12 protein-coding genes and 1 riboswitch are annotated in these 13,819 nt (G+C 73.2%); of the genes, 7 read left to right on the forward strand and 5 right to left on the reverse strand.

The window, feature by feature from the left end:
- Positions 1 to 134 precede the first annotated feature (134 nt).
- From KBY19_RS26810 to KBY19_RS26830, 5 genes are all read right to left on the reverse strand, one after another.
- Positions 135 to 914, reverse strand: a complete 780-nt coding sequence (locus KBY19_RS26810) for an enoyl-CoA hydratase/isomerase family protein (protein WP_099879361.1) — start codon at positions 912 to 914, stop codon at positions 135 to 137.
- A gap of 76 nt (positions 915 to 990) precedes the next feature.
- Complete coding sequence (locus KBY19_RS26815) at positions 991 to 1,212, reverse strand: helix-turn-helix domain-containing protein (protein ID WP_019358282.1); 222 nt, start codon at positions 1,210 to 1,212, stop codon at positions 991 to 993.
- 347 nt (positions 1,213 to 1,559) lie between these two features.
- Positions 1,560 to 3,158, reverse strand: a complete 1,599-nt coding sequence (locus KBY19_RS26820; protein WP_099879365.1) for an ABC-F family ATP-binding cassette domain-containing protein — start codon at positions 3,156 to 3,158, stop codon at positions 1,560 to 1,562.
- Positions 3,159 to 3,380: 222 nt separating this feature from the next.
- On the reverse strand, positions 3,381 to 4,655 hold the full coding sequence (locus KBY19_RS26825; RefSeq protein ID WP_099879367.1) for a hypothetical protein: 1,275 nt from the start codon (positions 4,653 to 4,655) through the stop codon (positions 3,381 to 3,383).
- 275 nt (positions 4,656 to 4,930) lie between these two features.
- Positions 4,931 to 6,088 carry an alpha/beta hydrolase gene (locus KBY19_RS26830; protein ID WP_210966862.1) on the reverse strand — a complete coding sequence of 386 codons (1,158 nt, stop codon included), beginning with the start codon at positions 6,086 to 6,088 and terminating at the stop codon, positions 4,931 to 4,933.
- A gap of 310 nt (positions 6,089 to 6,398) precedes the next feature.
- Here KBY19_RS26830 and KBY19_RS26835 point away from each other — a divergent pair, with 310 nt between their 5' ends.
- The 7 genes from KBY19_RS26835 to cobO all read left to right on the forward strand — a co-directional run bounded on the left by KBY19_RS26835 (position 6,399) and on the right by cobO (position 13,811).
- Positions 6,399 to 7,742, forward strand: coding sequence for an inorganic phosphate transporter (locus tag KBY19_RS26835; protein ID WP_099879371.1), 1,344 nt, complete (start codon positions 6,399 to 6,401; stop codon positions 7,740 to 7,742).
- Positions 7,743 to 7,759: 17 nt separating this feature from the next.
- Positions 7,760 to 7,972 carry a hypothetical protein gene (locus KBY19_RS26840; RefSeq protein WP_099879373.1) on the forward strand — a complete coding sequence of 71 codons (213 nt, stop codon included), beginning with the start codon at positions 7,760 to 7,762 and terminating at the stop codon, positions 7,970 to 7,972.
- 147 nt (positions 7,973 to 8,119) lie between these two features.
- Positions 8,120 to 8,244, forward strand: a riboswitch (cobalamin riboswitch).
- Positions 8,245 to 8,296: 52 nt separating this feature from the next.
- Positions 8,297 to 8,437: a hypothetical protein gene (locus KBY19_RS26845; protein ID WP_180289590.1), complete on the forward strand. Its 141-nt coding sequence runs from the start codon at positions 8,297 to 8,299 to the stop codon at positions 8,435 to 8,437.
- Entirely contained in the window at positions 8,437 to 9,453 is a 1,017-nt protein-coding gene (locus tag KBY19_RS26850) for a cobalamin biosynthesis protein (RefSeq protein ID WP_210966871.1), read from the forward strand. The genes KBY19_RS26845 and KBY19_RS26850 overlap by 1 nt, the downstream gene beginning before the upstream one ends.
- Positions 9,450 to 11,030 carry a cobyric acid synthase gene (locus KBY19_RS26855; protein ID WP_210966863.1) on the forward strand — a complete coding sequence of 527 codons (1,581 nt, stop codon included), beginning with the start codon at positions 9,450 to 9,452 and terminating at the stop codon, positions 11,028 to 11,030. Before KBY19_RS26850 ends, KBY19_RS26855 begins: the two co-directional genes overlap by 4 nt.
- Before the next feature lie 55 nt (positions 11,031 to 11,085).
- Entirely contained in the window at positions 11,086 to 13,203 is a 2,118-nt protein-coding gene (locus tag KBY19_RS26860) for a putative cobaltochelatase (protein ID WP_210966864.1), read from the forward strand.
- Positions 13,203 to 13,811 carry a cob(I)yrinic acid a,c-diamide adenosyltransferase gene (cobO, locus tag KBY19_RS26865; RefSeq protein ID WP_185016491.1) on the forward strand — a complete coding sequence of 203 codons (609 nt, stop codon included), beginning with the start codon at positions 13,203 to 13,205 and terminating at the stop codon, positions 13,809 to 13,811. The genes KBY19_RS26860 and cobO overlap by 1 nt, the downstream gene beginning before the upstream one ends.
- Positions 13,812 to 13,819: the final 8 nt, after the last annotated feature.

A 13,819-nucleotide genomic window follows, 5' to 3' on the forward strand; every position in this document is an offset into this window, starting at 1 on the left:
GTGCCGCCGACCAGGTGACCGTCGCCGTGCTGGTGACCGCCGTCGACCGGGTGTGAGGGCTCCCGCGAGGCGCCAGGATCGCCGAGCGTGGCGGCGGGCGTCCCGTTCGCCGCGGCGGGAGGGTGGCGGACGGCCTATTCGCCGAGCCCCGCCAGGTCGCGGAGGCGACGCGCCTGGGCGGCCCGTTCGGCGGCCCGCTGTTCCTCGTAGGTGCGCGACCCCGCTCCGGCGAGCAGTGCCTTGGTCTCGACCACGGCGTTGCGGGGCGCGGCGAGGAGGGCCGCGGTCAGATCGGTGACCGCGGCGTCCAGTTCGTCGGCGGCGACGACCAGGTTGGCGAGCCCGACGCGCTCGGCCTCCTCGGCGTGGACGAACCGGCCGGTGGCACATATCTCCAGGGCGCGCGCGTAGCCGACAAGGCCCACCAGTGGGTGGGTGCCGGTCAGATCGGGGACCAGCCCGAGGCTGGTCTCGCGCATGGCGAACTGCACGTCCTGCGCGCACACCCGCAGATCGCAGGCGAGCGCGAGCTGGAAGCCGGCGCCGATGGCGTGGCCCTGGACGGCCGCGATGCTGATGAGATCGGTGCGGCGCCACCAGGTGAACGCCTGCTGGTACTCCGCGATGGCGGCGTCCAGTTCCTCGTCGGTGTCGCGCGCCAGTTCCAGGAAGGACCGCTCGCCCTCGAAGCCCTCGGGTTCGAACGCCTGGCGGTCGAGCCCGGCGGAGAAGGATTTGCCCTCGCCGCGCAGGACGACGACCCGGACCGTTCCCGGCAGTACGCGTCCCGCCTCGGCCAGCGCCCGCCACATGGCAGGCGTCTGCGCGTTGCGCTTGGCCGGATTGGCGAGGGTGACCGTGGCCACCTCACCGTCGGCGGCGACATGTACGCCGTCCTGGTTGAGCAGGGTCATCGAGGTTCCTCCGGTGGTTACCCAGCAGTATGGTCAACCGAAGAGTAACCACCGGAGGGAACGCCCGAAAGCCTCCTCAGGAGGAGCTGGACTTCTTGCCTCGTGTCGCTCCACCGCGTCCGCGCAGGGTTACACCCGACTCGCTGAGCATCCGGTGCACAAACCCGTAGGAACGGCCCGTCTCTTCGGCCAGCGCCCTGATGCTCGCTCCGGAGTCGTACTTTTTCTTGAGGTCTGCCGCGAGCTTCTCGCGCGCGGCGCCGGTCACCCGGCTGCCCTTCTTCAGAGTCTCGGCCACCCGTGCCTCCTCGTGGGAAGTGCGCTCTGTGACTCTCATGATCACCCCTCCCCTCACTTCTGGCCACCCATTCGGCAAGGTCTTCACGAGCGGCTCGGGAACTTGTGCACGCCATGGATGCCGGAGGACAACAGATTCCGGCTCCATGCAGATGCACGTGCATGCCGCGATGCGAACCGACTCGACGGGCAAACCGGCAGGTCAGCGCCGCCTGCCGGGAAGGGGGACGGCACGTGGGCGGCTGCTGCCACGCAGACTCGGCGCGGCCGGGAGGCCGCGCCGAGGTACGAGCCGCTCTCACTCAGATGAAGGATCAACCGTCGGCCGAATGATCCATCCCGAATGGATCAAGCAAGGGCGACGAGGTCCGCGTACTCCTCGCCCCACAGGTCCTCGACGCCGTCCGGCAGCATGATGATGCGCTCCGGCTGGAGCGCCTCGACGGCGCCCTCGTCGTGGGTGACCAGCACGACGGCCCCGGTGAAGGTGTGCAGGGCGCCCAGGATCTCCTCGCGGCTGGCCGGGTCCAGGTTGTTGGTCGGCTCGTCCAGCAGCAGCACGTTGGCCGAGGAGACGACCAGCGTGGCCAGGGCCAACCGGGTCTTCTCACCGCCGGAGAGCACCCCGGCGGGCTTGTCGACGTCGTCCCCGGAGAAGAGGAAGGAGCCCAGCGTCTTGCGGATGGCCACCAGGTCCATGTCGGGCGCCGACGAACGCATGTTCTCCAGCACCGTGCGGGCCGGGTCCAGCGTCTCGTGCTCCTGCGCGTAGTAGCCGAGCTTGAGGCCATGGCCGGGGACGACCTTGCCGGTGTCGGGCTCCTCGACACCGGCCAGCAGCCGCAGCAGCGTCGTCTTGCCCGCGCCGTTGAGGCCCAGGATGACGACGCGGGAGCCCCGGTCGATGGCCAGATCGACGCCGGTGAAGATCTCCAGCGAGCCGTAGGACTTGGACAGGTCCTCGGCCATCAGCGGGGTCCTGCCGCAGGGCGCCGGGTCGGGGAAGCGCAGCTTGGCGACCTTGTCGTCCTGGCGCTCGCCCTCCAGCCCGGACAGCAGCTTCTCGGCGCGGCGGGCCATGTTCTTGGCGGCGACGGCCTTGGTGGCCTTGGCGCGCATCTTGTCGGCCTGCGAGTTGAGGGCGGCCGCCTTCTTCTCGGCGTTGGCCCGCTCCCGGCGGCGCCGCTTCTCATCGTCCTCACGCTGGGTGAGGTACTGCTTCCAGCCCATGTTGTAGATGTCGATGGCCGACCGGTTGGCGTCCAGGTAGAACACCTTGTTGACCGCCGTCTCCATGAGGTCCACGTCGTGGGAGATGACGATCAGACCGCCGCGGTAGGTCTTGAGGAAGTCGCGCAGCCAGACGACGGAGTCGGCGTCCAGGTGGTTGGTCGGCTCGTCGAGCAGCAGGGTGTCGGCGTCGGAGAAGAGGATGCGGGCCAGCTCGACGCGGCGGCGCTGGCCGCCGGAGAGGGTGTGCAGCGGCTGCCCGAGCACCCGGTCGGGCAGGCCCAGGCTGGCGGCGATGGTGGCGGCCTCCGCCTCGGCCGCGTAGCCGCCCTTGGTGAGGAACTCCGTCTCCAGGCGCTCGTACTTCTTCATCGCCTTCTCGCGAGTGGCGCCCTTGCCGTTCGCGATGCGCTCCTCGTTCTCCTGCATCTTGCGCAGCACCGCGTCCAGGCCCCGCGCGGAGAGGATGCGGTCGCGGGCGAGCACGTCGAGGTCGCCGGTGCGCGGATCCTGCGGGAGATAGCCGACCTCACCGCTGCTGGTGATGGTGCCCGCGGTGGGCGTGCCCTCGCCCGCGAGGCACTTGGTGAGGGTGGTCTTCCCGGCGCCGTTGCGGCCCACCAGGCCGATGCGGTCGCCCTTGGCGACGCGGAAGGTGGCCGACTCGATGAGGACGCGGGCTCCGACGCGCAGCTCAAGACCGGTGGCGGTGATCACTGGGGGACTCCAAGGCAGGACTGTGGACGTGCGTACGGAAAGAAGTGCGGAAGCGGCGTACGCACGCCTAATGCACGAGGAGATGAGGCATGAGAACCAGTCTACCGGCGCGACGCAAACGCTTTTTCGGCATGCGGCCGGTGCCGGGCCGCCGGAAACCCCGGATGCCGGGCGGCCGGGGGCCGCCGCGCGCCACCGCGCCGCCCCCGCCACGCTCCGGGGTCACCCTCCTCCGGTGTGCACCTGGAAGGCGGCCCGTCGCACGGCCTTGGCCAGCGCGGGGTCCGGGTGTGCGGCGGCGAGCGCGACGAGGACCTGCACGGTGCGCGGATGACCGGTCGCGCGCACGTCCTCCAGCAGCTTGGGCACCGAACCCTGCACGGCGGTGCCCAGGTGGTCGACCAGGAGCCGCTCCTCGCCGTGGTCGGTGACGGCTGCCGCGGTGTCGACCCAGAGCCAGGTCGCCTCCTGCCGGGTGAGCACGCCGGGTGCGCCCCCGGCCAGGTCCTCCGGGTCCGTACCCGCCTGCTCGGCCAGCCACAGCAGCGCGTAGGGCCGCAGGGTGGGCTCGTTCGCGGCCTCCTGCACGGCCTCCTCGGCCGGTGCTCCCACCACCCGCAGGGCCTCGAAGGCCAGCCCCCTGATGAGCGCGTCATCGCCCCGGGCGGCCTCCAGCAGTTCGGTGACGGCCGGTCCGGTGGGGCGCGCGGCGAGCCAGGCGCGGTACTCGTCACGGGCGGGGCCCGGGGTCATCCGGGCGCAGCCGCGCAGCATCTCCTCGGCCGACTGCTCGATGTTGCCGGCCGGGCTCTGCGCCGCGACGCAGATCTGCTCCAGCTTGGTCCACACCGCCCAGTTGCCGAGCGGTGTGAGGACGGCGGAGCCCTGCCGTACGCCGGGCTCCCCGGCGGGTTCCTCGTCGGGGCAGCGGGTCAGCGCCCCCACGGCGCTGAGCCCGTCCAGCGCCCAGTCGAGCAGTCCTGGCAGGGCGACGCCGACCATCGCGCGAGTGGCCCCGTGCTGACTGGTGTCCCGTTCGGCCCGCAGCTCGGCGATGCGCTGGGCGAGCAGGTCGTGCAGCAGGGAGAAGGTGACGGGGCCGCCGGACAGGTGCATCACGGACAGGAACTGGGGCACCGCCTCGACGATCTCGGCGACCAGGCTCTGCTCGTGCGCCAGCGGCGCGGGGTGGGCCAGCGACCAGGCGTCGAACAGCGCGACCCAGCCCCGCAGCACGGCACTGTCGTCACGGTCCCAGGCACGTAGCCGCCATCCCGCGCGGGCGGTGTCGCCATGGAGTTCGATCAGGCCGGCCAGCTTGGCCCGGTCCCAGTGCGTGCGCACCAGCGGGACCGCCATCCGCAGCGCTTCGGCCGCTCGTTCGGCCTCCGGGCCCGGCTGCGGGGAGCAGCCGGTCTCGGCCGCCCAGCGGGCCACGCGGACGGCGTCGGCGAGGCAGGCACGCGCATACCGGGCAAGCTGGTCGCGGGGCAGCACACCGTCCGGGGGCGGTGGCGTCCTGGCGGAGCGCCTGGTCGTCACAGTACGCCGAGCGGCGGCGACGGGCTGTCGGGGAACGAGGCGGAGCCGGTTGTCCCCCGGAGTACGGGACGTCGTCACAGGAGCAGTCTTCACGCTGTGCCGTTGAAACCCAAACCTGGGGTGCCGATTCCGGTCGTTCGGTCTCTGCTGACGGGTGTGCGCGGGCTGTTGAAAGGGGCTCAGCGTGACACTGCTTCATATGACGTGACTGCTGCACATGAAGGGCGCGTTCACATGAAAGGCGTGAGGAAGCGGCGCAGTTTCTCCTCGTAGCCGTGCGGGTCCGCGTTCCACATGGCGGCGTGCGGGGCGTGCGGGATCTTGTGCAGGGAGACGAGTTGCCTGCGGTGTGCGGCCAGCGCCCGGGAGCCCTCCCAGGGGGCGATGGTGTCGGCGGGACCGTGCAGCAGCAGCGTGGGTACGGCCAGCTTCGCCGGGTCGACCAGTGCGGCGTCGCGCCCCTCGGGCAGGCCGGCGCGCCCCTGCACGGCGCGCACGACGAGCGGCAGCAGCGCTCTGGGCGTGCCCCGGGAGGCCGCCAGCGCGCGCACGGTATGCCGCCAATCCAGTACGGGAGAGTCCAGCACGAGACCGGCCACGCGCTCCCGCAGCGGCGAGTTCGCAGCCGCGTGCAGGGCCATGGTGGCGCCGCTGGACCAGCCGTGCAGGATCACCCGCCGGGCACCGTGCTGGACGGCGTAGCGGATCGCGGCGTCCAGGTCCCGCCACTCGGAGTTGCCCAGGTGGCCGATGCCGTCGAGCGAGGGGGGCGCTCCCGCGTCGCCCCGGTAGGCGATGTCGAGCACCGGAAGGCTGTGGCTCCGGTAGAACGGGAGCAGCGTGAGGGGGTGCTCGCGGGTGGCGCCGAGGCCGTGCACGGTGATCACCCAGGCGCTGCGGTCGCCGGGTACGAACCACGCGGGCAGCGGGCCGAGCTCCCCGGGGATCTCGACGTCGGTGTACTCCACACCGAGGGCTTCGCCCGGGTTGCCGATGTACACCTGCGGGGTGAGGTGGACGGTGCCGCCGATGCTCAGCCGGCCGCGGTCGACGCGCCGCAGCTCCCGCAGGACGGCGTGCGGGCGGGGCTCCGCCGCCGTGGCCTCCTCCAGCACCGGCCCGACGACGGCGTGGACGCCGCGTCCGGTCAGACCGTAGACGCCGGGCAGCCGGGCGGCGAGGGAGCGGGTGACGGCGATCCGGCCGTCCTCGTGGGAGTGCACGGTCAGCCGGGTGCCCTCGAACCCGGCGGTGGGCCTGCCGCCCCCGTCGCTCCTGGGGCGCGGCGGGCGCAGCGCGGCGTCGGCGGCGTACCGTCCGGCCGCGAGGGTGGCCGCGCCGGTACCGAGCACGGAGGTGGCGGCCAGTGCCGCGGTTCGCAGACGCATCTTTCTCAGTGTTGACGCGATCGGGCGGGTGAAACCAGCGGGGCGGGCCGGGAGGGTGACGCCCGGTCGGCGGAGCCGCTACGGGGCGAGGGCGCGCCACCACGGTGTTCACCGGCTCGGCACCATGGCGTTAACTGGCTCGACGCCGCGTCGTGTTGGTTCCTGAGGCCACCGCCCCTACGGTGTGACCTGTCCCACACAACAGGCGTCAGGGGCCGACACTTCGATGCCCGCCCCAGTTCACCTTCCGTTCACTCGCCGTCTTTACGTTCACGACGTCAATGCCCTTCGAACTGATTGTGCCTGGTGAATGGAACACATCACGCTTCTCATCGGGATCGTGATCGTCACGGCCTTGGTGTTCGACTTCACGAACGGCTTCCACGACACGGCCAACGCCATGGCCACGACCATCTCCACCGGGGCACTGGCTCCTCGGGCGGCGGTGGCCATGTCAGCGGTCCTCAACCTCCTCGGTGCCTTCCTGTCCATCGAGGTGGCCAAGACCATTTCCTCAGGAATCATCGATGAAGGTTCCGGTATACAGCCCGAAGTGATCTTCGCCGGGCTGGTCGGCGCGATCATCTGGAACCTGCTGACCTGGCTCGCCGGGCTGCCCTCCAGCTCCTCGCACGCGCTGATGGGCGGACTGCTCGGGGCCACCGTCGCCGCCGTCGGTACCGGCGCGGTCAACGGTGACGTCGTCGTCATGAAGGTCCTCATCCCCGCGCTCGCCGCGCCGCTGGTCGCCGGCATCGCCTCCGTGTGCGCCACCCGGCTGACCTACCGGGTGGGCCGGCACGCCGACCAGGAGCGGACCGCCAAGGGCTACCGCGCCGGCCAGATCACCTCCGCCGCGCTGGTCTCGCTGGCCCACGGCACCAACGACGCGCAGAAGACCATGGGTGTCATCACGCTGGCGCTGGTCACCGGCGGCGCCCTGGCGCCCGACTCCGACCCGCCGGTGTGGGTCATCGCCTCGGCCGGCCTCGCCATCGCGCTGGGCACCTACCTCGGCGGCTGGCGCATCATCCGCACCATGGGCAAGGGCATCACCGACATCCAGCCCCCGCAGGGCTTCGCCGCGCAGACCAGCGCGGCGGCCACCATCCTGGCCTCCTCGCACATCGGCTTCTCCCTGTCCACCACGCACGTGTGCTCCGGCGCCGTGATGGGCTCCGGCCTCGGCCGCAAGGGCGGGGTCGTGCGGTGGGGGACGGCGGGCCGCATGTTCATCGGCTGGGGGCTGACCCTCCCGGCGGCCGGCGGGATCGCGGCAGCCTCCGCACTGCTGGCCGAGCAGGGCGACTGGGGCGTCACGACGGTCGCCGTCCTGGCCGTCGGGCTCTGCGGCGCCATCTGGCTGCGCTCCCGGCGCGCTCCGGTGGACCACACCAACGTCAACGAGGTGGAGCCCGCCACGCCCGAGGCCGCCGGGATCCCCGGTCCGGCCGCGGAGCCCACCCCGGAGCCCGGACTCGAACCGGCCCCCGAGCCCGGTCGCGAGCCCGAGCCCGCCGGGGTGGTCACCACCGCCATCCAGGCCGTCTCCCCGCCCCCGCCGCCGGCGGGAGTGGGCGTCGCCTCCACCGAGGAGACGCCGACGGCGGACAACACGGCCGGCCGCCCCGCGTCGGCGAGCAGCCTCAGCTAGGCAGAAGGGACGACCGCATGAACATCGACTGGGCCGCACTCGGCCAGGTCTTCGGCGTCAGCCTGGTGGCGACGGTGGGACTCGTCGGCGTCTTCACCCTCGGCATCGTCGCGGGCTCGCCCCGTACCGCGGGCACCACGCCCTCGCCGCTGGCGCGCACCGGCGCCTACCTCTGCTACGCGCTCTGCCTGGCGGCGGTGGCGTACGGGATCTACCTGATCGCGGCATAGCCGCCCCGGGCAGGCTTCTGCGAGGGGGTACGGGACCATCCCGTACCCCCTCGCGGTGTGTCGGCCCGCACTCCCCGTCGCAGGTCAGGGGCGAGTTGACGGGGCCACACCGGCGTGGTGGACTTCCCCTGCCAAACGGCGGCATGGAGAGGAAGCCGGTGCGAATCCGGCGCGGTCCCGCCACTGTCACCGGGGAGCGCCTCCCCCAGCGAAGCCACGGCCCACCGGGCTGGAAGGCGGGGGACGGTGTGGATCCGGGAGCCAGGAGACTCTCGCCGCCGGTCGATTCGAGCCAGGGCGAGGACCCTGAGTGAGGACACCGTGATGCGTGGCCCTGCCGCCATACCTTTCACCGACGTGCCCGCGGACCTGCCCGCAGGCATCACCGCCGACGCGCCTGTCGCCGCGTTCGCCGACGTCGCGCCCGTCACCACCGTGGATGTGTGCGCCGGACCCGCCGTCTGATGGGGGCCCGTGACGTCCATGTGCGCGGCACGCTGCTGGGGTTCGCCGCCGACGCGCTGCTGGGTGACCCGCGCCGCGGGCATCCGGTCGCTGCCTTCGGCCGGGCCGCCGCGGCGCTGGAGCGCCGGATGTGGCGCGACCACCGGGGCACCGGGGCGCTCTACGTCCTCCTGAGCGCCGGGGGTGCCGCCGCTGCCGCCGGCGCGCTGACCACGGCGAGCGCCGCGCGCGACGCCGTAGGCGCCCGCACCCGCACCCGCACCTGCACCGGACAGCGTTCATCCGTCCCCGCGCTCGCACTGACCGCCGCCACCACCTGGGCCGTCCTCGGGGGCACCTCGCTGACCCGCGAAGCCCGTGCCGTGGGCGCCGCGCTGGAGGCGGGGGACCTGGAGCTGGCACGCGAGCGGCTGCCCGCGCTGTGCGGGCGCGATCCGCAGCACCTCGACGCACCGGCGGTGGCCCGCGCAGTGGTCGAGTCCGTCGCGGAGAACACCTCGGACGCCGTGGTGGGCGCGCTGGTGTGGGGCGCGCTGGCAGGCGTCCCCGGGCTGGTGGGCTTCCGCGCGGTCAACACGCTCGACGCGATGGTCGGCCACCTCTCCCCGCGCCACCGCCGCTTCGGCTGGGCCGCCGCCCGGCTGGACGATGTGGCGGGCTGGCCGGGGGCCCGGCTGACCGCCGCGCTGGCCGCACTCGCCGGGCCCGATCCGCGTGGTGCCGTGCACGCCTGGCGCGCCGACGCGCACCGCCACCCCAGCCCCAACGCGGGCCCGGTGGAAGCCTCGTTCGCGGGCGCGCTCGGGGTGCGGCTGGGCGGCACCCTCTCCTACGGCGGACGGGTGGAGCACCGGCCTGTCCTCAACACCCGGGGGCGCGCCGTCCGGTCGGCGGACATCGAGCGGGCTGTACGGCTCTCGCGCCGGGTAGGAGTGCTGGCGCTGGTGACGAGCTGCCTGGTGGGTACGGCAGCGCGCCGCCCGGGGCGGGGGCGCGGCGAGGGAGGAGCGCGGTGAGCGCGCGCACGACAGGCGGACTGCTGGTCGCCGGGACGACATCGGACGCCGGCAAGAGCGTGGTCACCGCGGGCATCTGCCGCTGGCTGGCCCGCAAAGGGGTACGGGTGGCGCCGTTCAAGGCGCAGAACATGTCGCTCAACTCCTTCGTCACACTCGACGGCGCGGAGATCGGCCGTGCACAGGCCATGCAGGCGGCCGCCGCACGGGTCGAGCCGAGCGCGCTGATGAATCCGGTACTGCTCAAACCGGGCAGCGACCGCACCAGTCAGGTCGTACTGCTGGGCAAGGCCGTGGGCGAGATGTCGGCACGCGGGTACTTCGGCCGCCATCCCGGCAGCGGCGACGGCCGAGCGCGGCTCGGACGGCGGGAGGAGTTGCTGGAGACGGTCGCGGGCTGTCTTGAGGAGCTGCGGCGCACCCATGACGCGGTCATCTGCGAGGGTGCGGGCAGCCCCGCCGAGATCAATCTGCGCCGCAGCGACATCGTCAACATGGGGCTGGCGCGCGCCTGCCGGCTGCCGGTGCTGGTGGTCGGCGACATCGACCGGGGAGGCGTGTTCGCCTCGCTGTTCGGCACGACGGCGCTGCTGGCCCCGCAGGACCAGGAACTGCTGGCGGGCTACCTGGTCAACAAGTTCCGCGGCGACGTCTCGCTGCTGGAGCCGGGCCTGGAGATGCTGCGCGGGATGACCGGGCGGCCCACCCTCGGCGTACTGCCGTACCAGCACGGGCTGGGCATCGACGAGGAGGACGGGCTGAGAGTCTCGCTCCGCGGCACCGTACGGGAGTCCACCGTCGCGCCCCCGCACGGCGCGGATGTGCTGCGGGTCGCCGTGCTGCCGGTGCCGTTGATGTCCAACTTCACCGATGTGGACGCGCTGGCCGCCGAGCCCGGCGTGGTGGTGCGGTTCTGCGACCGCCCGGAGGAGCTGGCCGACGCCGACCTGGTGGTGGTGCCGGGAACCCGGGGCACGGTCAAGGCGCTGGAGTGGATACGCGAGCGGGGCCTGGCCACGGCGCTGGCGCGGCGTGCGGCCGAGCGACGGCCCGTGCTGGGCATCTGCGGCGGCTACCAGCTGCTGGGCGAACGCATCGAGGACGACGTCGAATCGCGCGCCGGTGTGGTCGACGGGCTCGGACTGCTGCCGGTGCGGGTGCGGTTCGCCCAGGACAAGACCCTGGCCCGTCCGCACGGGAGGGCGCTGGGCGAGCCGGTGGAGGGCTACGAGATCCACCACGGCGTCGCGGATGTGCACGGCGGCGAGCCGTTCCTGTGCGACGCCGGGAGTGCCCCGCTGGACGGCTGCCGGGTCGGCACCGTGTGGGGCACCCACTGGCACGGCTCGCTGGAGTCGGACGGCTTCCGGCGCGCCTTTCTGCGGCAGGTCGCGGCCGACGCGGGCCGCGCCTTCGAGCCGGCGCCCGACACCCGGTTCGCCGCGCTGCGCGAGGAACAGCTCGACCGGCTCGGCGACCTGATCGAGGAGCACGCGGACACGACCGCGCTGCTGCGGCTCATCGAGGACGGGGTGCCGGAGGGGCTGCCGTTCGTACCCCCGGGGGCACCGCCGTGACCGGCCCCGCGATCCGGCACCCCTGACGCACCCAAGCCACTCGAAGGAGTGACGCGTGACCCCCTACCCCTTCACCGCCCTGGTCGGCCAGGCGGACCTCCAGCTGTCCCTGCTGCTCAACGCCGTCTCCCCCGCCATCGGAGGCGTGCTCGTGCGCGGTGAGAAAGGCACGGCCAAGTCGACGGCCGTCAGGGCGCTGACCACGCTGCTGCCCGGCGTGGACGTCGTGTCCGGCTGCCGCTTCTCCTGCGACCCCGCCACGCCCGACCCCGCGTGCCCGGACGGTCCGCACGAAGACACCGGTGCCGGCGAGTCCCGCCCGGCCCGCATGGTCGAACTGCCGGTCGGTGCCTCGGAGGACCGGCTGGTGGGTGCCCTGGACATCGAACGGGCGCTGTCCGAGGGTGTGAAGGCGTTCGAGCCGGGACTGCTCGCCGACGCGCACCGCGGCGTGCTGTACGTGGACGAGGTCAACCTGCTGCACGACCACCTCGTGGACCTGTTGCTGGACGCCGCCGCCATGGGCGCCTCCTACGTGGAGCGCGAGGGTGTCTCCGTCCGGCACGCCTCCCGCTTCCTGCTGGTCGGCACCATGAACCCGGAAGAGGGCGAGCTGCGCCCCCAGTTGCTCGACCGGTTCGGTCTGACGGTCGAGGTGGCCGCCTCGCGCGAGACGGACCAGCGGGTGGAGGTCGTACGGCGGCGGCTGGCGTACGACGACGACCCGGAGGGGTTCGCGGCACGCTGGGCCGACGACGAACGGGAGCTGTGCGAGCGGATCGCCGCCGCGCGCTCACTGCTGCCCCGGGTACGGCTCGGTGACGCGGCGCTCCGGCAGATCGCCGCCACCTGCGCGGCGTTCGAGGTGGACGGTATGCGCGCCGACCTGGTGATGGCCCGTACGGCGACGGCGATGGCCGCCTGGGAGGGGCGTACCCGGGTGGAGTCGGCGGATGTGCGGCAGGCGGCGCTGCTGGCCCTCCCCCACCGGCGCAGGCGCAATCCGTTCGACGCCCCCGGTCTCGACGAGGACAAGCTGGACCGGACGCTGGAGGAGAACAGCGACCAGGACGAGGACGGCCCTCAGCCGGACGGACCGGACGGCGGACCGGACGGACCGGACGGACCGGACGGGGGCCCTGAGGGCGGTGGCGGGCTGCCGCCGCAGGGGGCGCCGCAAGACGGTGCCCAGGCCCCGCGGGACGAGCCGTCCATCCCCGAGCAGACGCAGCCCGAACGCTCCGAGGAGACCGCCGCACCGCCCTCCGCCGAGAGCACCGCGGGCGGTGAGCCCGACCCCGGCGCGCCCGCGCCCCCTCAGCAGGCCGCAGCGCCCGCCGACGAGCCGTTCAAGGCGCGCGCCCTCACCGTCCCCGGACTCGGCGAGGGCGCGGCCGGGCGCCGCTCGCGGGCCCGTACGGCGCATGGCCGCACCACGGGGGCGCGCCGCCCGCAGGGCGCGCTGGGCAAGCTGCATCTGGCGGCCACCGTGCAGGCGGCGGCTCCGTACCAGCACGCGCGTGGCCGCCGCGGCAGCGGGCTGGTGGTGCGCCGGGACGATCTGCGCGAGGCCGTACGGGAGGGCCGCGAGGGCAATCTGGTGCTGTTCGTCGTGGACGCCTCGGGTTCGATGGCGGCGCGGCAGCGGATGAGCGCCGTCAAGGGGGCGGTGCTGTCCCTGCTGCTGGACGCCTATCAGCGGCGGGACAAGGTCGGCATGGTGACCTTCCGGCGCGGCGAGGCGGAAGTGGCGCTGCCGCCCACCTCGTCGGTGGACGCGGCGGCGGCCCGGCTGGAGTCGCTGCCGACCGGCGGGCGCACCCCGCTGGCGGCCGGGCTGCTGCGGGCGCGCGAGGTGCTGCGGGTCGAGCGGCTGCGGGACCCGGCGCGGCGGCCGTTGCTGGTCACCGTCACGGACGGGCGCGCCACGGGCGGCCCGGAGCCGCTGGTGCGCTCCCGGCAGGCGGCGCGGCTGCTGGCGGCGGACGGCACCGCTTCGGTGGTGGTGGACTGCGAGGCGGGGCATGTGCGGCTGGGGCTGGCCCGCGAGCTGGCCGCCGAACTGGGCGGCAGCGCCGTCACCCTGGACGAGCTGCGTGCCGACGCGGTGACGGAACTCGTCCGCAGCACGACCGACTCACGTAACGCAGGGCACGCAGGGAGGGCCGCGTAATGCCGAAGGGGCAGCCGAACGTCGTACCGCAGGACGGTCTCACCACCCGTCAGCGGCGCAACAGACCGCTGGTGGCCGTCCATACGGGCGTCGGCAAGGGCAAGTCGACGGCCGCGTTCGGGCTGGCGCTGCGCGCCTGGAACCAGGGGTGGCCGATCGGGGTGTTCCAGTTCGTCAAGTCGGCCAAGTGGAAGGTCGGCGAGGAGCGCGCGCTCAAGGTGCTCGGCGACTCCGGCGAGGGCGGCAGCGTGACCTGGCACAAGATGGGCGAGGGCTGGTCGTGGATCCAGCGCAACGTCCAGGACGGCGAGATGAGCAGCGAGGCGGCGGCCCGCGAGGGCTGGGAGCAGGTCAAGCGGGACCTGGCCGCCGAGACGTACCGGCTGCTGGTGCTGGACGAGTTCGCCTATCCGATGCACTGGGGCTGGGTGGATGTCGAGGAGGTGGTCGCCGTGCTGCGGGACCGTCCCGGCACACAGCACGTGGTCATCACCGGGCGCAACGCGCCGCAGCAGTTGATCGACGCGGCCGATCTGGTCACCGAGATGTCCAAGGTCAAGCACCCGATGGACGCGGGCCAGAAGGGGCAGAAGGGCATCGAGTGGTGACAGCCGCC

It is taken from the genome of Streptomyces sp. B15, from assembly GCF_018070605.1.
GTDB classification, from domain to species: Bacteria; Actinomycetota; Actinomycetes; order Streptomycetales; family Streptomycetaceae; genus Streptomyces; species Streptomyces smyrnaeus.